This is a genomic window from Sphingomonas spermidinifaciens (genome assembly GCF_002351485.1).
Taxonomy (GTDB): Bacteria; Pseudomonadota; Alphaproteobacteria; order Sphingomonadales; family Sphingomonadaceae; genus Sphingomonas; species Sphingomonas spermidinifaciens.
In genome coordinates this window covers 836,284-854,021 of sequence record NZ_NWMW01000001.1, presented here as the reverse complement: position 1 = coordinate 854,021, position 17,738 = coordinate 836,284, and the positions used below count along the sequence as shown (strand labels likewise).

Annotated in this window: 12 protein-coding genes; 8 read left to right on the top strand and 4 right to left on the bottom strand. The window is 68.6% G+C overall.

Annotated elements, in window-relative coordinates:
- Positions 1-26: 26 nt before the first annotated feature.
- Together COC42_RS04000 and COC42_RS03995 are read right to left on the bottom strand one after the other, a co-directional pair.
- On the bottom strand, positions 27-2,051 hold the full coding sequence (locus tag COC42_RS04000; RefSeq protein WP_096343081.1) for a 3-hydroxyacyl-CoA dehydrogenase NAD-binding domain-containing protein: 2,025 nt from the start codon (positions 2,049-2,051) through the stop codon (positions 27-29).
- Between the two features lie 22 nt (positions 2,052-2,073).
- Positions 2,074-3,306 carry a serine hydrolase domain-containing protein gene (locus tag COC42_RS03995; protein WP_096341945.1) on the bottom strand — a complete coding sequence of 411 codons (1,233 nt, stop codon included), beginning with the start codon at positions 3,304-3,306 and terminating at the stop codon, positions 2,074-2,076.
- A gap of 145 nt (positions 3,307-3,451) precedes the next feature.
- Between COC42_RS03995 and COC42_RS03990 the strand changes: the two genes are divergently transcribed.
- From COC42_RS03990 to proS, 5 genes are all read left to right on the top strand, one after another.
- Positions 3,452-5,188 carry a class I adenylate-forming enzyme family protein gene (locus COC42_RS03990; RefSeq protein ID WP_096341944.1) on the top strand — a complete coding sequence of 579 codons (1,737 nt, stop codon included), beginning with the start codon at positions 3,452-3,454 and terminating at the stop codon, positions 5,186-5,188.
- A 274-nt stretch (positions 5,189-5,462) separates the two neighbouring features.
- Positions 5,463-6,539 (top strand): AI-2E family transporter, encoded by a 1,077-nt coding sequence (locus tag COC42_RS03985; RefSeq protein WP_096341943.1) that lies wholly within the window; start codon positions 5,463-5,465, stop codon positions 6,537-6,539.
- An 88-nt stretch (positions 6,540-6,627) separates the two neighbouring features.
- Positions 6,628-8,862 carry a S9 family peptidase gene (locus tag COC42_RS03980; protein WP_096341942.1) on the top strand — a complete coding sequence of 745 codons (2,235 nt, stop codon included), beginning with the start codon at positions 6,628-6,630 and terminating at the stop codon, positions 8,860-8,862.
- The gene (locus COC42_RS03975; protein WP_096341941.1) at positions 8,859-10,301 is read left to right on the top strand and encodes an ATP-binding protein; all 1,443 of its coding nucleotides are present in this window, start codon (positions 8,859-8,861) and stop codon (positions 10,299-10,301) included. Before COC42_RS03980 ends, COC42_RS03975 begins: the two co-directional genes overlap by 4 nt.
- Positions 10,302-10,410: 109 nt before the next feature.
- The gene (gene proS / locus COC42_RS03970) at positions 10,411-11,940 is read left to right on the top strand and encodes a proline--tRNA ligase (RefSeq protein WP_096341940.1); all 1,530 of its coding nucleotides are present in this window, start codon (positions 10,411-10,413) and stop codon (positions 11,938-11,940) included.
- A gap of 28 nt (positions 11,941-11,968) precedes the next feature.
- Here proS and COC42_RS03965 read toward each other — a convergent pair whose 3' ends face one another.
- Both COC42_RS03965 and glpD read right to left on the bottom strand, forming a co-directional pair.
- Complete coding sequence (locus tag COC42_RS03965) at positions 11,969-12,442, bottom strand: DUF892 family protein (RefSeq protein ID WP_096341939.1); 474 nt, start codon at positions 12,440-12,442, stop codon at positions 11,969-11,971.
- Between the two features lie 48 nt (positions 12,443-12,490).
- On the bottom strand, positions 12,491-13,951 hold the full coding sequence (glpD, locus tag COC42_RS03960; protein WP_096341938.1) for a glycerol-3-phosphate dehydrogenase: 1,461 nt from the start codon (positions 13,949-13,951) through the stop codon (positions 12,491-12,493).
- A gap of 121 nt (positions 13,952-14,072) precedes the next feature.
- On the opposite strand from glpD, the gene COC42_RS03955 reads away from it, so the two are divergent.
- From COC42_RS03955 to rnr, 3 genes are read left to right on the top strand one after another with little or no spacing between them, the layout of a single operon-like run.
- Positions 14,073-14,930, top strand: a complete 858-nt coding sequence (locus COC42_RS03955; protein WP_096341937.1) for a hypothetical protein — start codon at positions 14,073-14,075, stop codon at positions 14,928-14,930.
- A 43-nt stretch (positions 14,931-14,973) separates the two neighbouring features.
- A complete protein-coding gene (locus tag COC42_RS03950) occupies positions 14,974-15,408 on the top strand; it encodes a hypothetical protein (protein WP_141395776.1) in 435 nt (144 codons plus the stop codon).
- A 46-nt stretch (positions 15,409-15,454) separates the two neighbouring features.
- Positions 15,455-17,713 carry a ribonuclease R gene (gene rnr, locus COC42_RS03945; protein WP_096341935.1) on the top strand — a complete coding sequence of 753 codons (2,259 nt, stop codon included), beginning with the start codon at positions 15,455-15,457 and terminating at the stop codon, positions 17,711-17,713.
- Positions 17,714-17,738 lie beyond the last annotated feature (25 nt).

The following is a 17,738-nucleotide window of genomic DNA, read 5'->3' as shown; positions in this document are numbered from 1 at the left end:
CCGCGCCGGGCAGGGCGAGGGTGCGATCAATTGAACTTCTCGCCCTTCTCGGCCTTCTCGCGCAGCAGTTTCGCGACCTCGAAGCCGTGCTTTTCCAGCCCCGCGACGATCTTCGGCAGCCCTTCCTGATCGGCCCAGAACATCGGGCCGCCCTTGTACGGGGGGAAGCCGTAGCCGTAGATCCAGACGACATCGATGTCGCTCGCACGCTGCGCCATGCCTTCCTCGAGGATGCGCGCGCCCTCGTTGACCATGGTGTAGAGCGTGCGTTCGGTGATCTCGTCCTCGGTCACCTCGTGCTGCGGCGTGCCCGTCTTCTGGCGGAAGTCCTCGATGATCTCGGCGACGCGCGGGCTGTTCGACGGCTGACGCTTCTCGTCATAGTCATAGAAGCCCTTGCCCTTCTTCTGGCCCCAGCGTTCCTCGGCGGCGAGGGCGTCGCGGATGCTCTCGATCCGCGTCGGATCGCGGTGCCAGCCGATGTCGACGCCGGCGAGGTCGGCCATCTGGAACGGTCCCATCGGCATCCCGAAGGCGACATGGACGCGGTCGACCTGCTCGGGCGTCGCGCCTTCGAGCAGCAGGTTCATTGCCTCGACCTGGCGCGGCATCAGCATGCGGTTGCCGATGAAGCCGTGGCAGACGCCGGCGACGACCGCGACCTTCTTGATCTTCTTGGCGACCGCCATCGCGGTCATCAGCGCATCGGGCGCGGTCTTGGCGCCGCGGACGACCTCGAGCAGCTTCATCACATTGGCGGGCGAGAAGAAGTGGAGGCCGAGCACGTCCTGCGGCCGGCTGGTCGAGGCCGCGATCTCGTCGATGTTGAGGTAGGACGTGTTGGACGCGAGGATCGCACCGGGCTTGGCGATCGTGTCGAGCTTGGCGAAGATGTCCTTCTTCACGTCCATCGACTCGTACACCGCCTCGATGATGAGGTCGCAGTCGGCGAGGTCGTCGAGGCTGAGCGTGGGCTTCAGGAGCCCCATCGCGCCCTCGACCTGATCGGCGGTCATCCGGCCCTTAGCGGCGGTCGCCTCGTAATTCTTGCGCATCACGCCGGTGCCGCGGTCGAGCGCTTCCTGCTGCATCTCGACGATCGTCACGGGGATGCCCGCGGACAGGAAGTTCATGCTGATGCCGCCGCCCATCGTGCCGGCGCCGATCACGCCGACGCGGTTGATCGCGCGGGGCTGCGTCCCCTCGGGCAGGCCGTCGATCTTCGACGCCTTGCGCTCAGCAAAGAAGATGTGCCGCAGCGCCGCCGACTGCTTGCCCATGACCAGCTTCATGAAGCCCATGCGCTCGCGCTGAACACCCTCGGCATAGGGCTTGCCAGCTGTGGTCTCGATCACCTCGATGATCTCGTTCGGCGCGTCGAGGCCGCGGAAGCGGCGGGCGTTGGTCTTGCGGAACGCTTCGACCACCGCGGGGTCGAGGGTGACGGGCGCCTCGCTGGTGCGCGGTAGCGGGCGGGCGTCGGCGACTTCGCCCGCGAACGCGATCGCGTCGGCAAGCAGGTCGCCGTCGGTCACGCGGTCGAGCAGGCCCGCTTCCTTGGCCTTGGCGGCGGGAATGGGATCGCCCTTGGTCGCCATTTCGAGCGCGACCTCGACCCCCGCGACGCGCGGCAGGCGCTGCGTGCCGCCGGCACCGGGCAGGATGCCGAGCTTCACTTCCGGAAGGCCGAACTTCGCCGAGGGAACAGCAATGCGATAATGTGCGGCCAGCGCCACCTCCAGCCCGCCGCCCAGCGCCGTACCGTGGATTGCGGCGATCACGGGCTTTTCCGACGCCTCGATCTTGTCGACCAGCACGGGAAGCGAGGGCTCGGCCATCATCTTGCCGAACTCGGTGATGTCCGCGCCCGCGAAGAAGGTCTGGCCCTCGCAAGCGATCACGACGGCCTTGATGCCGTCATCGGCCGCCGCCTCGTCGATCGCCTTGTCGAGGCCCTGGCGGACGGCAGCGCCGAGCGCGTTGACCGGCGGGTTGTTCGACAGGACGACCAGCACGTCGCCCTCGCGGCGCGTGGTGATGGGGGAAGTCATGGATGCCATCTCCTTGAGGCAGTCAGTCCAGCGCCGCGTGGATCATCGTGCGGATCTCGCGGCGGACGGGGTAGAGGTTCGAGGGACTCAATTGGGTCATGAAGATCATGTGCAGCCGCTCGACCGGATCGATGAAGAAGGCGGTCGAGAACAGCCCGCCCCAGTAGAAATCACCGACGCTGCCGGGGACGAGCGTCGAGGCGACGTCCTGCGTGACGGCAAAGCCCAGGCCGAAGCCGATGCCGGCGTTGGTCGCCTCGCTGAACATCGACCGCGACATGGCGGCGAGGTCGCCGCCCCCGGGCAGATGGTTGATTGTCATCAGCTCGATCGTCTTTCGGCCGACGATGCGCGTGCCCTCCAGGCTGCCGCCGTTCAGCAGCATGGTGCAGAAGCGGTGATAGTCGAGGGCCGTGGAGACGAGCCCGCCGCCGCCGGAGACGAGCCGCGGCTTCAATGCCCAGGCGCTCGCCGCGCCCGGATCGTACATCACCCGGCCTTCGCCCGCCTTGAAGGTGTAGCAGTCGGCAAGGCGAGGCAGCTTGCCCTCGGGCACCTGAAAGGAGGTGTCGTCCATGCCGAGCGGGGCAAGGATACGGGTCCGCATCGCCTCGTCCAGCGGCTTGTCCTCGATCCGCTGTATGACCGCGCCGAGCACGTCGGTCGCGACCGAGTAGTTCCAGGCATCGCCGGGCGAAAACTCCAGCGGCAGCTTGGCGAGCGCGGCGACGAAGCCGTCGAGATCGAGATCGCCGTGCCACGTTTCGATCCGCAGCTCGCGATGCGCGGCATCGACGTTGGTGCGGTTCTGGAAGCCGTAGGTGAAGCCGGCGGTATGGCGGAGCAGGTCGACCATCAGCATCGGCCGGGCGGTGGGCGACGTTGCGAACGGCACCCCGGCGCCGCCCCCCGCATAGACGCCGACGCCCTTCAATTCGGGCAGGACGCGGTGGACCGGCGTGTCGAGCGCGATGCGCCCTTCCTCGACCAGCATCATGAACAGGACGCTGGTGATCGGCTTGGTCATCGAGGCGATGCGGAACAACGTGTCGGGGCCGACGGGCGTCTCGTCGGTTCGCGCGTTGCCGAGATGGCTGAAATGCGCGATTGCTCCATCGCGTGCGACAAGCAGCTGGGCGTGCGGCAACAAGCCGGTGTCGAGATAGCGCTCGCGCAGAAAGGCGTCGATCCGCGCCAACCGATCGGGCGCAAACCCAAGCGACCGGGGATCGTCGTGAACCGTGCGCGTCAGCATACCTGTCGTTCGAATCCTCTCGGGTCGCAGTCATGCTCGCGACCCGCTCACCTAATATCTTGAGCGTAGATCGAATCAACACTAACCTTCACGCAAACGTCAATCGGGCAAACCCGATCTTCGACAGCGTATAGGAGAGATGAGGATGGCGACCGCCCCCGACGCCAAACCCTGGCCCGCGATGACCCTCGCGCAGATCGAGGCGCTGATCACTGCGCCGGGCCAGCCGTTCGAGATCGAGACGGTCGAAATCCGCGGGGTTCCGACGCGCACATGGAAGAACGCGCCGCCCAACCTCGCGCTCCTCATCGCCTTTTCGCGCAGCCACGGCGCGCGCGAGTTCGTCATCCATGAGGACGAGCGCGTGACCTACGACGCGCATTTCCGCGCCGCGACGCATCTGGCGCACAAGCTCGCGGAGGCGGGGGTGGCGAAGGGCGACCGCGTCGCCTTTGCCATGCGCAACCTGCCCGAATGGACCGCGATCTTCTTTGCCGTCGCCAGCATCGGTGCAGTCGCGGTACCGCTCAATGCGTGGTGGAGCGCCGCCGAGCTTGCGTATGGGATCAATGATTCGGGTGCGAAGCTGCTGATCCTCGACGGCGACCGCTATGACCGCTTCAAGGGCGAGTTGCCGGCGCTGACAGGGCTCGAGCGTGTGTTCGTCACGCGGCCTAAGGGGCCGGTCGAGGCGCCTGCCGAACCCTTCGACACGCTGCTGCCGTCGCCGAACGAGTGGGCCGCGCTGCCCGAAATGGGGCTGCACCCGGCCGCGGCGACGATCGCGCCCGACGACGATGTCGTCATCTTCTACACCAGCGGCACCACCGGCGCGCCCAAGGGGGCGCTCGGCACCCATCGCAACATGGCGACCAACATCTTCAGCTCGGCTTATTGCAACGCGCGGGCGATGCTGCGCCGGGGCGAGATGCCGCCGGGCGCGCCGGTGCCCAAGATCGGGCTGCTCGTCATCCCGCTGTTTCACGTCACCGCCTGTTCGGCGTCGCTGATGGGGACGGTCGCGAGCGGGGGGACGATCGTCCTGATGCGCCGCTGGGACGCGGGCGAGGCGCTGAAGCTGATCGAGCGCGAGCGGGTTCAGCTGACCGGCGGGGTGCCGACGATCGCGTGGCAGCTGCTCGAGCATCCCGACCGCGACAAACATGACCTGTCGAGCCTGGAGGCCGTCCAATATGGCGGCGCCCCGGCCGCGCCCGAGCTTGTCCGACGGATCGAGGCCGAGTTCGGCGCGGCGCCCGGCAGCGGCTGGGGGATGACCGAGACGATGGCGACGGTGACGCAGCACACCGGCGAGGATTATCTCAACCGCCCCGACAGCTGCGGCCCGCCGGTCCCTGTGGCCGAACTCAAGATCATGTCGCTCGACGGTGCGCACGAGCTGCCCGTCGGCGAGGTCGGCGAGCTGTGGGCGCGCGGACCGATGATCGTGAAAGGCTATTGGAACAAGCCCGAGGCGACCACCGAGACCTTCGTCGACGGCTGGGTGCGAACGGGCGACCTCGCGCGGCTTGACGAGGAAGGCTTCTGCTACATCGTCGACCGCGCCAAGGACATCGTCATCCGCGGCGGCGAGAACATCTACTCGATCGAGGTCGAGAACGTCCTCTACGCCCATCCCGCCGTCACCGACGCCGCGCTGGTCGGCGTGCCGCACCGGACGCTTGGCGAGGTGCCTGCGGCGGTCGTCCACCTTTGTCCCGGCTGCAGCGCGAGCGAGGCGGAGTTGCAGGACTGGGTGGCCCGGCACCTCGCCGCCTTCAAGGTGCCGGCGGCGATCCGCTTCGTTGACAGCGTGCTGCCACGAAATGCGAACGGCAAAATCCTGAAGGGCGAGTTGCGCAAGATGTTCGCTGAGGGGTGATCGATACGCCCGCGAAGGGGGGAGTGGAGGTCCAGGCAGCGCTGCGTTCCCGACTTTGGGCGCCCGCTTCCGGCGGAGCAATACCTCGGGGAAGGCCGGGATTCAGTAGCGGCAGGAGGGGTGGTGTGTCCTGCGGACGGGGGCACGACTAGCCCCCGGGGCTTCGCCGGTTACGGGGTGTCGCGGGACGCGGCTTGCGCAGATCAACCTGGCCTAAAGAAGGAACCCGTTACGCCGGCGCGATGTTTCTGTCGGATCGACAACGGGGGGACGCATGGAAACGACGCATATCGGCGGGATCGCGCGCCGGGCCTTGGTGGTGATGTTGGTGGTGGGCTTGTGCCTGCTGACCGTGCAGTTCGCCTTCGTCTTCATGCTGATCTTCTCGGCCGTCATTGTCGCCGCGCTGATCCGCGCGGCGGGGTGGCCGTTCAAAAAACTGGGCGCGAGCGACACGTTGTCGGTGTTCCTCGGCCTGTTCTTGATCCTCGCCATCCTGGGCGGGGCCGGCTGGCTGTTCGGGGCGCAGCTTTCCGAACAGTTCACCGAGGTTGGGCGGCAGCTGCCCCAGGCGTTCGACCGGGCGCGCGACATGGCCGAGCAGGTGCCCTTTCTCCAGAGCTTCCTGTCGGGCACTCCCGATCTTCAAAGCATTGCCGGTCGCGCGCTGACGTTCGCATTCGGGGCGGTCGGGGCGATCACCAACCTCGTCCTCGTCATCGTGGCGGCGATGTACCTCGCGCTCGAACCCGATCTCTATGTTCGCGGCGTCGAGAAGCTGTTTCCCAAGTCGGAGGGCGAGCGGGTACGCGAGGCGCTGTCGGCAAGCGGGCAGGCGCTCAACCAGTGGCTGATCGCGCAAGGGGCCACGATGATAATCGTGGGCGTGCTGATCTGGGCTGGCCTCAGCATCGTCGGCGTCGAGTCGGCCGGCGCGCTCGGCGTCATCTCGGGCCTCACCAACTTCATCCCGCTGGTCGGTCCCTTCATCGGCGCGGCGCCCGGCGTGCTGCTGGCGCTGAGCGAGGGCGGCGACGCGCTGCTCTGGACGATCGTCGTCTATGTCGTCGCGCAGCAGCTAGAGGGGAATGTCCTGACCCCGATGATCCAGAAATACGCGGTGTCGATTCCGCCTGCTGTGCTCCTCTTCGCGCTCGCCGCACTGGGCAGCATGTTCGGCTTTATCGGCGTGATCGTCGCCGCGCCGCTGGCGGTGGTGCTCTACGTCCTCGTGACGTTGCTGTGGGTGCGCGACACGCTCGGCCACCAAGCCGAGGTCGAGGGGATCGACGCGCCGCCGCCGCCGGACTCGAACGCGCCCGAGGCCGACGGGGAAACCCAGTCCGCCTGACCCTTTACGCCCGCATCGAAGGGGGGCAATAACGCCTCATCACGGCCGCCCCGGAGCCCCTTCGGCGTCGGCCCCTTCGGAGATGGGAATGCGCGGATGGTGGTTGGCGCTGGCGCTTGCGTCGGTGAGCGTGACGGCAATGGTCGCTGAACCCGTCGCGGCGCAGCAGCCGGCGGCAAAGGAGACGCTGACGTTCGAGCGCGTCATGCAGGGCGGCCTGTCGGGCGGCGGCGGGCGGCCGCCGCGCCTGTCGCCCGACGGCAAGCTCCTGACCCAGCTTCGCCCGCGCGACGGCGAGCCCGAGCGCTACGACCTGTGGGCGCAGGACCTTGCCACCGGCCAGTGGCGGATGCTGGTCGATTCGAAGAAGGTCGGCTCGGGCGCCGAACTGTCGGAAGCGGAGAAGATGCAGCGCGAGCGCGCGCGTATCGGCGGCCTGCGCGGCATCGTCACCTATGACTGGGCGCCCGACGGGCGCTCGATCCTGGTGCCGCTCGATGGCGACCTGTTCCTCGCGACGCTGAACGGTGAGGTGCGGCGGCTGACGACGAGCGAGGCAGGCGAGCTCAATCCGGTCATCAGCCCGGATGGCGGCTTCATCAGCTTCGTGCGCGACCAGAACCTCTGGGTGCAGCCGTTGAACGGCGCCGGCGAGGCGCGTGCCGTGACGCAGGGTGGCGGCGGGACCGTCCATTGGGGCGAGGCCGAGTTCGTCGCGCAGGAGGAAATGTCCCGCTTCACCGGCTATTGGTGGTCGCCGGGCGACAAGTACGTCGCGGTCGAGCGGTTCGACGAGGCCCCCGTCCGCGTCCTCACCCGCGCGTCGATCGGCGCCGAGGGTACCAAGCTCTACGAACAGCGCTATCCGCTTGCCGGTACGCCCAATGTCGAGGTCGCGCTTTACGTCATGGCGCCCGATGGGTCGGGGCAGGTTAAGGTCGATCTGGGTAGCGACCCCGACATTTACCTCGCCCGCGTCGACTGGAGCGCGGACGGCAAGACGCTCTATGTCCAGCGCCAGAACCGCGCGCAGACCGTGCTCGACATGCTCGCCGTCGATCCGGCGACGGGCAAGTCGCGGGTGCTGTTCACCGAAAAGGCCAAGGCCAAAAGCTGGATCAACCTCTCCGACAACTTCAACGCGCTGTCGGACGGCAGCATCCTATGGTGGTCGGAGCGGAGCGGCAACGGCCATCTCTATCGCTTCGACAAGGGCCGCTGGACGCAGCTGACCACGGGCGACTGGGAAGTCGCCGACGTCATCGGCGTCGATGAAGAAAAGGGCCTCGTCTACTTCACCGGAAACAAGGACGGGGTGCTCGAGCGCCACGCCTATTCGGCGTCGCTGAAGAAGGCGGGTACGGTCACACGGCTGACCGAGCCGGGATACTGGAACAGCGTGTCGATGTCGGGCGACCGGCTGATCGTCGCGCGGTCGAGCCCGAGCCAGCCGCCGCAGAGCTATCTTGCCGACGCAAGCGGCAAGCGGACGCAGTGGCTCGACCAGAATGCGCTCGGCCCGAACCATCCCTATGCGCCGTATCTCGCCAGCCATGCGATCCCTGAGTTCGGGACGCTGAAGGCCGCCGACGGCAGCGCGCTTCATTACAAGCTGCTCAAGCCCAAGATGGAGCCGGGCAAGCGCTATCCGGTGTTCTTCACCTATTATGGCGGTCCGGGGGCGCAGCGGGTGATGCGCGGCTGGACCGATCCGCTCCAGCAGGCGATCGTCGACAAGGGCTATATCGTCTTCGTGATGGACAATCGCGGCACCGCCAACCGCAGCCGCGCCTTCACCGACCAGATCTGGCACGCGATGGGCACGGTCGAGGTCGAGGATCAGGTGATGGCGGCCAAGTGGCTGAAGCAGCAACCCTTCGTCGATCCCGACCGCCTCGTCATCCATGGCTGGTCGTACGGTGGCTATATGACGCTCAAGCTCCTTGAAAAGGCACCGGGCGTGTTCGCGGCCGGGGCGGCGGTGGCGCCGGTGACCAAGTGGGACCTCTACGACACCCATTATACCGAGCGGTACATGGGCGACCCGCGCAAGGTGCCGGAGGCTTATGCCAGGTCGGGGACGCTCGGCGATGCGGGCAAGATCAAGGACCCGCTGCTCGTCATGCACGGCATGGCCGACGACAATGTGTTCCTCGACAACACGACCGCGATGATCGGCGCGATGCAGCAGGAAGGCGTGATGTTCGACACGCAATTCTATCCGGGTCAGACGCACTCGATCAGCAACCCGGCGTCGCAGCTTCACCTGTGGAACACGATGTTCGACTTCTTCGAGCGCAGGGCGCCCGCCAAGACCCCATGACCGCACAAGTCGACATGGGGGTCGACGGCAACGGCAAGCCCGTCGCCATGGACCTCGAGGAACTGCTGGCCACCCGATTGCTCGTCCAGGGCAATTCGGGATCGGGCAAGTCGCACCTGCTTCGCCGCCTGCTCGAGAAATCGGCGGGGCGCGTGCAGCAGGTGGTGATCGATCCCGAGGGCGACTTCGTGACGCTCGCCGACGCATACGGCCATGTCGCGATCGAGGCGGGCGATTATGACGAGCGCGAGATCGCGAGGATGGCGGCGCGCATCCGCGAGCATCGCGCCTCGGTCGTGCTGAGCCTCGAGGGGCTGGAGGCGGAGGGGCAGATGCGCTGCGCCGCCGTCTTCCTCAACGCGCTGTTCGATGCGCCGCGCGACCATTGGTATCCCGCGCTCGTCGTGGTCGATGAGGCGCAGCTCTTCGCGCCCGCGGGCGGCGGCGAGGTGGCGGAGGAAGTGCGCCGCGCGTCGCTCGGCGCGATGACCAACCTGATGTGCCGCGGTCGAAAGCGCGGCCTTGCGGGCGTGATCGCCACGCAGCGGCTGGCGAAGCTGGCGAAGAACGTCGCGGCGGAGGCGTCGAACTTTCTGATGGGGCGCACCTTCCTCGACATCGACATGGCGCGCGCCGCAGACCTGCTCGGCATGGAGCGGCGGCAGGCGGAGACGATCCGCGACCTCGCCCGCGGCCATTTCCTCGCGCTCGGCCCCGCGGTGTCGCGGCGGCCGGTGGCGGTGAAGATCGGCGCGGTCGAGACCTCGGCGCGAAGCTCCAGCCCCAAGCTGATCCCGCTGCCCTCGGCCCCGGCCGACATGCGCGACCTGATCGAGCGCGGCTCGCCCGAGCCCGGGCTGCCGCTAATGCCGCCGCCCCCGCCGCCGCCGATGCCCGCCGACGAGGTGATCGAGGCGCTCGCCGCGCCGCCGCCCCCCCCCGAGGCGCCCGCGCCCGCGATGCCGCCCGAACGCGTGGCGGAGATCGTCGCCGACGTGCTCGCCGCGATCGTGGCGGAGGCGGGGTCGGCGAGCCGTCCTGCCGCGGTGCTGTTCCAGGACTATCAGGTTCGCTGCCGCATGGCCGGGCTGTCAAAGCCGCCGCTCGACCTCGAAGCGTTCTCGCGCCGGCTCGCCGCGGCGCGGGCGGGGATCACCCACGGGCTGGAGGACGAGTGGGCCGGCGCACTGTCGGTCGCGCGCGAATTGCCGAGCGAGATGCTGGGGCCGTTCCTCCTCATCGCCCGCGCGGCCAAGGAAGGAGAGGCCTGCCCACCCGACGAGCGGATTGCCGAGGTCTATGGCACCTCGTCGCTCGGCCGCGCGCGGCGCCTGGTGGGGTATATGGAACAGCGCGAGCTGATCGTGTGCCGCACCGATCTGGGCGGCAAGCGCTCGATCGCGATACCGGCGCTGGGGTGGACGACGGCGGCGGCTTGAACGCCCTTTCCGTTTGCTTCGCTCGAACATGTGTCTCGCCTGCGCTCGACACGAACGGAAAAGGGCGAGCCGCTTGTCCGCCCTGCCGCCCCCCGCTATCGGCGCCCCCATGAAACACGCCCTGTCCGTCACGCGCGCCGAGGATTTCTCGCGCTGGTACCAGACCGTCATCGCCGAGGCCGACATGGCCGAGGAGAGCGGCGTGCGCGGGTGCATGGTCATCCGGCCTTGGGGTTACGGCATCTGGGAGCGGATGCAGCGGCTGCTCGACGACCGCATCAAGGCGACCGGGCATGAGAACTGCTATTTCCCGCTGTTCATTCCGCTGTCCTACTTCGAGAAGGAAGCCGAGCATGTCGATGGCTTCGCCAAGGAGATGGCGGTCGTCACCCATCACCGGCTGGTCCAGAAGGACGGCCGGCTGGTCCCCGATCCCGAGGCGAAGCTGGAGGAGCCGCTGGTCGTCCGCCCGACATCGGAGACGGTGATCGGTGCCGCGTTCAGCCGCTGGGTTCAGTCCTGGCGCGACCTGCCCGTGCTGATCAACCAGTGGGCCAACGTCGTCCGCTGGGAGATGCGCACCCGCATGTTCCTGCGCACCGCCGAGTTCCTGTGGCAGGAGGGGCATACCGCGCACGCGAGCGAGGCCGAGGCGCGCGAAGAGACGCTGAAGATGCTCGAGGTCTATCGCGCCTTTGCCGAGGATTGCTGCGGCATTCCGGTCGTAGCGGGCGAGAAGCCCGAGAACGAGCGCTTCCCGGGTGCGGTGGCGACATACAGCATCGAGGCGATGATGCAGGACGGCAAGGCGCTGCAGGCCGGCACCAGCCACTTCCTCGGCACCAATTTCTCCTCGGCACAGAATATCCGCTTCCAGAACGCGGCGGGCGAGCTGGAGCTCGCGCAAACCACGAGCTGGGGCGTGTCGACGCGGATGATCGGCGGGCTCATCATGGTGCATGGCGACGACGATGGCCTGCGCGTGCCGCCGCGCGTCGCGCCGTGGCAGGTCATCATTGTCCCGATGCTGCGCGACGCGCCCGAGGATGAGGCGGTGCTCGACTATGCGCGCAGCCTCCAGGCCGAGCTGTCGCGCCAGACCGCGCTCGGTGAGCCGATCCGGGCGATGGTCGATGCCCGCGCGCAAAAGGCGGGCAACAAGCGCTGGGGCTGGGTCAAGAAAGGCGCGCCGATCGTCGTCGAGGTCGGTCCGCGGGACGTGGCGGCGGGCAATGTCGCGGTGATCCGCCGCGACCGGCTCTATCAGGAGAGCGGCAAGCTCGACACCGCGTTCGTGGCGCGCGACGGATTCGTCGATCAGGCAGCGGGCCTGCTGGCCGAGATACAGGAGGCACTGCATGTCGAGGCGCGCGCGCGGCTTGACGCGGGCGTTCGCCGCGACGTGACCGACTTCGCGGGCCTCGAGACGCATTTCGCCGAGGGCGAGCGCAACCCCGGCTGGGTCGAGGTGGAGTGGGCGAGGCCGACCGGCGTCGCGCTCGATGCGGTGGTCGAGCGGCTAAAGGCCCTGAAGCTGACGATCCGCAACGTGCCGGGCACGGCGGCGCCCGCGCAGGGACCGTGCATATTCACCGGCGAGCCGGCGGTCGAACGCATTCTGGTGGCGCGCGCATACTGACGCCCCAGCCGTCATGAGTGAACGGCCGTTACGCCGCTTCTGTGCATTCGCTCAAGATCGCCGCCAGTCGGTGATCGCTCGCCGCTTCCTCGTCGCGGCAGCGGCGGAGGCGGGCGGCGAGAGCGGGTTCGTCGAGCCGCTCGGCGAGCGCGACCGCGGTTTCGTAACTGACATGCTTGGCCGCCAGCGCCTTGCGCACCGCGCCGACCAGCGCGGCGTCGAGGAGCGGCCCAGCATCGATCGTCCGCGTGTCCCTGTGCGCATCGTCGATGATGCCCTGCATCCAGAGATTGGGCGGCCCACCGTCGGCACGCGAATCTTCGGCGAGCGCGGCGGCTTGCAGGCGCGCCCGCTCGACCTCGCGCGCCAGCGCCTCGGTCAGCGACACCGCACGCGAATGCGCGGCGATTGCGGGCAGATGCTCGGCGAACAGGCGCTCGCCGGCGAGCATGTCCTGAAGCGCGGTGGCGAGCAGGCTCTCGGCGTCGTCGGTCTTGTCCATGTCCGTTTCAGCGCGCCGCCGCGCGGGCGGTTCCAAAGCTGATCGCGATCAACCCGCCGGAAACGCGGTCGCCCACCAGTCGGCGAACGCCCGCCGCTCTTCCTCGGACATGCCAAGCCCGAGCTTGGTCCGCCGGTCGAGCACGTCGTCGGCCGCGCGCGCGAACTCGGTTTCGTGCAGGAACCGCGCCTCCCGCTCGGTCATGCCGCCGGGCAATGCCCGGCCCAGGTCGCGGACGCTGTCGACGCCATCCAGCAGCTCGATGAGCCGGCTGCCATAGGCGCGGGCCATGCGGTCGATGTCATGTGGGTCGAGGAACGGCCAGCGCTCCGCCACCTGGCGCGCGAGCGTCTCGATATCGGCGATCATCGCGCCCGGCAGGACCCGCGCGCGGCTGACCGGATGTGCATCGAAGCCGAGCACGGGCGCGAGTCGCCCCAGCGCGTCTTCCGCCAGGGCCCGCGCGGTGGTGATCTTGCCGCCGAATACGCCCAGCACCGGCGCGCCCTTATCATGCAGTTCGAGCACATAGTCGCGCGTCACCTCGGCCGCGGAACCCGCGCCGTCGTCGTAGAGCGCGCGGATGCCCGACCAGTCGCTCACCACCTCGGCCGGGCTCACCTGCCGCCGGAAATAGCGGTTGGCGGCATCGCAGAGATATTGCGTTTCCTCCGGCGAAATCCGCGCGTCGGAGGGATCCTCGACAGCCACGTCGGTGGTGCCCAGCATCGTTCCGCCCGGATAGGGGATGGCGAAGACGATCCGCCGGTCGGGCTGCTGGAGGATATAGGCGTGGTCGCCCTCGAACAGTTCAGGCACGACGATGTGGCTGCCGCGGACGAGCCGTAACTTGCCGCGCGGGGGCACGCCCATGGCGGTCATCGCCTGCGTCGTCCAGCCGCCGGCGGCGACGACGATCGCGCGCGCTTCGAGCGTGCGCCCGTCCGAAAGCGTCACGCGCCAATGGTCGCCCGCCTGCTCGGCAAGCTCGAAGCCGGTGCGCGTCAGGATTTCCGCGCCGTGATCGGCGGCATCGACGGCGTTGAGCACCGTCAGCCGCGCGTCATCGACCCAGGCGTCTGAATAGACGAAACCGCGATACGCCTGGCGAAGCGGCGTCTGATAGCCAGTGTCGTCGCGCCTCAGCGAGCGCGAGCGCGGCAGCGAGCTGTCAAAGCCGAGCGCGTCGTAGAGCCACAGCCCCGCGCGCACCAACCACCACGGTCGCACCGCATGGTCGTGCGGCAGCACGAAGGTGAGCGGGTGGACAAGGTGCGGGGCGATCGCCAGCATCCGTTCACGCTCGCCCAGCGCCTCTCGCACCAGCCGGAACTCATACTGCTCCAGATAGCGCAGGCCCCCGTGGATGAGCTTGGTCGAGGCCGAGGAGGTATGGCTGGCAAGGTCGTCGCGCTCGACGAGCAAGACGCTCAGGCCGAGCAGCGCTGCCTCGCGCGCGATCGCGCAGCCGTTGATGCCACCGCCGATGACGAGGAGGTCGTGGGTCACGCCCCAATGGCTAGCAGATGCGCGTGCGGGCCGGGAGGGCGCGCCGGCATCTAATCGATGTGATTATCGCGGCGGGGGCCGGAAGCGGTCAAAAGGCTTGCAACAGCCACGGAGGCCGACCATGCTCGATTCGATCGGAAACGCCATCTCGGACGCCGCGCGGGGCGTTGCCGACTTCGCCGGCCGAGTATTCGATACGAGCGATGCACGCTTGTCGGACACGCGCGACGATGTGCGCGGCACCGGGCGCGATGGCCTCCGCCCCAGCCTTGGCGACGGACCGGCGACGCCGCAAGAGAGCACGATCACCCCGTCGCCCGGCATGCCCGGCTATCCGACGCCGCCCGCCGCGCCGACCACGGGCGACGGGTCGGGCGCGCACGCCAGCGAAGGTGCCTCGATCGCCGACCATATAAACGAGGCCGCTTTCTACCGTGTCGCCGATGCCGCCGACGGGCTCGGCCTCAACAATGCCGCGCGGCACATGCGCCATTATCTGGGCAACAGCGGCGAGACGCTGTCGATCGATCCCAATGCGATCCGAAACGACATCCCGGCGATCCGCGACGAAATCGACGCCTCGTTCGAGACAAACGTGCGCGCCGCGGCCGAGGCGCATGTCCGCGCCAACTACACCGGCGAGCCAATGACGTTTCAGGTGACGACGCCCTGGACCAGCACCTATGCCACCAAGGAGCTGTCGCAGGACTGGTTCTTCGCGGTGGGCGGCTTTAGCTATGCACACACCGCGACGGTCACCGTCACGCCGGGCGCGGACGGCGCGGCGCAGGTGTCGATAGAGAGCGACCTGCACGTCTTCGATCGCTATAACTGGGACGAGGGCAAGGGCGTCGATATCGGCCCGCTGCGGATCGGCGACGAGCAGCTCGGCCAGCTGCACCAGGCGGGGCTGGCACAGGAGTTCGAGGTGCGCGGCAGCGCCGACGGCCCCTCGGCCAGCTTCACGGTGACGCCCTGAGCTTCGCGCTTGACCCGGCGCGCGGCGCGCGGGACGGTAGGGCATGACTTCGCGCTTCGCCCTTGCTGCCCTGCTGATGGGGCTTGGCGCTTGTGGAGAGACGGGCATGGCATCGGCCGACAGCATCGACCCCGCTGCCGTCGAGCGGTTCATCGGCGAGCCGCTGCCGCGCGGCGCGACCGCGATCCGCAGCGACGGGGAGAGCGGCGTCGATACGCGCACGCTGCTGCGCTTCGACGCGCCGCTTGTCGACGCGACAGGCTTCGCGGCGCGGCTGCTGGGCCGCGATCCGAAGCCGGGCGAGGACCCGGTGCTCGGCCATTTCGGCACCGGCATCGACTGGTGGAGCCCCGCCGCCGGCCCCGGCAGCGCAGGCGGGCGGGCCGACGACCGCGCGCGCAACCGCAGCTACCGCGTCCTCGTCGTGCCGAAGCAGGGGGGCATGGCGACGGTCTGGCTGGTGGCGTTCAGCAGCTGACGCGAAAGTCCGTGCGCGGCGGGGCCTGACGCCCTATCTCGGGGCCATGCGACGCCAGAACGGGCTCCCGAGCCGCCAGCAGATCCTCGATTTCATCGCGAGTTCGGACAGCCCCGCGGGCAAGCGGGAGATCGCCAAGGCGTTCGGGCTGCACGGCGCCGACAAGATCGCGCTCAAGGCGCTGCTCAAGGACATGACCGACGAGGGGCTGGTCGACATCGCCCCCGGCCGCGCCTTCCACAAGATGGGCGGCGTGCCCAAGGTAACGGTGCTGCGGGTGACCGACGCCGATGGTGATGCGGTCTGGGCGGTGCCCGAGCGCTGGGAGGCGGAGGGCATTCCCCAGCCACGGCTGCGCGTGATCGAGCGCGGGCGGCGGCAGTCGGCGCTCGGCCCCGGCGACCGCATCCTCGCTCGCACCGAGGAGGCTGGAAACGGCTGGATCGCGCATCCGATGAAGACGCTCGCAAGGGGCGAGGAGCAGATCCTCGGCGTGTTGCGCGAGGAGGGCGGGCGGCTGTTCCTCGCCGGGCTCGACAAGAAGGCGGCGCGCGACCTGCCGGTGGTCGATCGCGGCGAGGCGGAGCCCGGCGATCTCGTTCTCGCCGAGAAGACCGGGCGGCCCCCGCGGATCATGGCCAAGGTGGTCGAGCGGCTGGGGGACCCGTTCGCGCCGCGCAGTTTCTCGATGATTGCGATCCACAAACACGGCATTCCCAACGTCTTCTCTTCCGACCTGATCGCCGAGGCGGAGCGGGTGGCGCGTCAGCCGCTCGGCGACGACCGGGAGGATTTGCGTCATCTGCCCATCGTCGCGATCGACCCCGCCGACGCGCGCGACCATGACGACGCCGTCTGGGCGACACCCGACGACGATCCGGCCAACGAGGGCGGGTTTCGCGCGATCGTCGCGATCGCGGATGTCAGCTTCTACGTCCGCCCCGGCTCGCTCCTCGACAAGGAAGCGAGGAAGCGCGGCAATTCGGTCTATTTCCCCGACCGGGTCGTGCCGATGCTGCCGGAGGTGCTGTCGGCCGACATCTGCTCGCTGAAGGCGAGCGAGGACCGCGCGGCGATGGCGTGCCACCTGCGCATCGGCAAGGATGGCGATATCCGCGACTGGCGCTTCACCCGTGCGGTGGTGCGGATCGCGGCGAACATTGCCTATGAGGACGCGCAGGCGGCGGTGGATGCGGTGCGGTCGGACGCGGCGCCGGAGATGGTCGATCCGGATCTCACCCGCACTGCCTTGCTCCCCCTATGGGACTGCTGGGCGGCCCTCTCCCGCGCGCGGGACAAGCGCAGCCCGCTCGACCTCGACCTGCCGGAGCGGCGTGTGGTGCTCGACGAGAAGGGGCGCATCCTGTCGGTCGCGCCGCGCGAGCGGCTCGACGCGCACCGGCTGATCGAGGATTTCATGATCGCCGCCAACGTGGCCGCAGCCAAGGCGCTCGAGCGCAAGAAGGCGCCGGTCATGTACCGCATCCACGAGCCGCCGAGCCGCGAGAAGCTGACCGCGCTCAAGGACTATCTCAAGACCTTCGACATGAGCTTTGCGCTTGGACAGGTGATCCGCCCCGCGACGTTCAACCACATCCTAGGCACGCTGGGCGAGCACGAGGCGCGTGAGGAGATCATGACGCAGGTGCTGCGGACGCAGACCCAGGCCTATTACGGGCCGCAGAATGCGGGGCATTTCGGCCTCGCGCTCGGCAGCTATGCGCATTTCACCTCGCCGATCCGGCGTTATTCGGACCTGATCGTCCACCGGTCGCTGGTCGATGCGTACAAGCTTGGGCCGGGGGGGCTGTCGGCCGAGGATGCGGCGAACATGGAGCGGGTGGGCGAGGTCATCTCCAGCCTCGAGCGGCGGGCGATGGAGGCCGAGCGCGAGACGATCGACCGCTATGTCGCCGCCTATCTGGCCCAACATGTCGGCGAGGTCATGGACGCCAAGATCACCGGCGTCGCCGCCTTCGGCTTCTTCGCCACGGTCGAGGGGGTGGGGGGCGACGGCCTGGTGCCCGCGCGCGACCTGGGCCGAGAATATTTCAGGCACGACGAGGCGAGCCAGCGGCTGATCGGCGAGGAGACGGGCGAGTATTTCGCGCTCGGCCAGCGGCTGAAGCTGCGGCTGGTCGAGGCGAACCCGGTGTCGGGGGCGCTCCGCTTCGAGCTGCCCGACGGCAAGGGGTCAGGGAGCGGTGAGGGCGGCGACGACCGCCGCCGTGGCGGCCCGCCGCGGGTGCTGAAGCGCCGCGGACGACCGGCGAACATCCGGCATCAGGGTAAGCGCAAACGCTAACTCACTTAACCCCGGGTCATGCCCG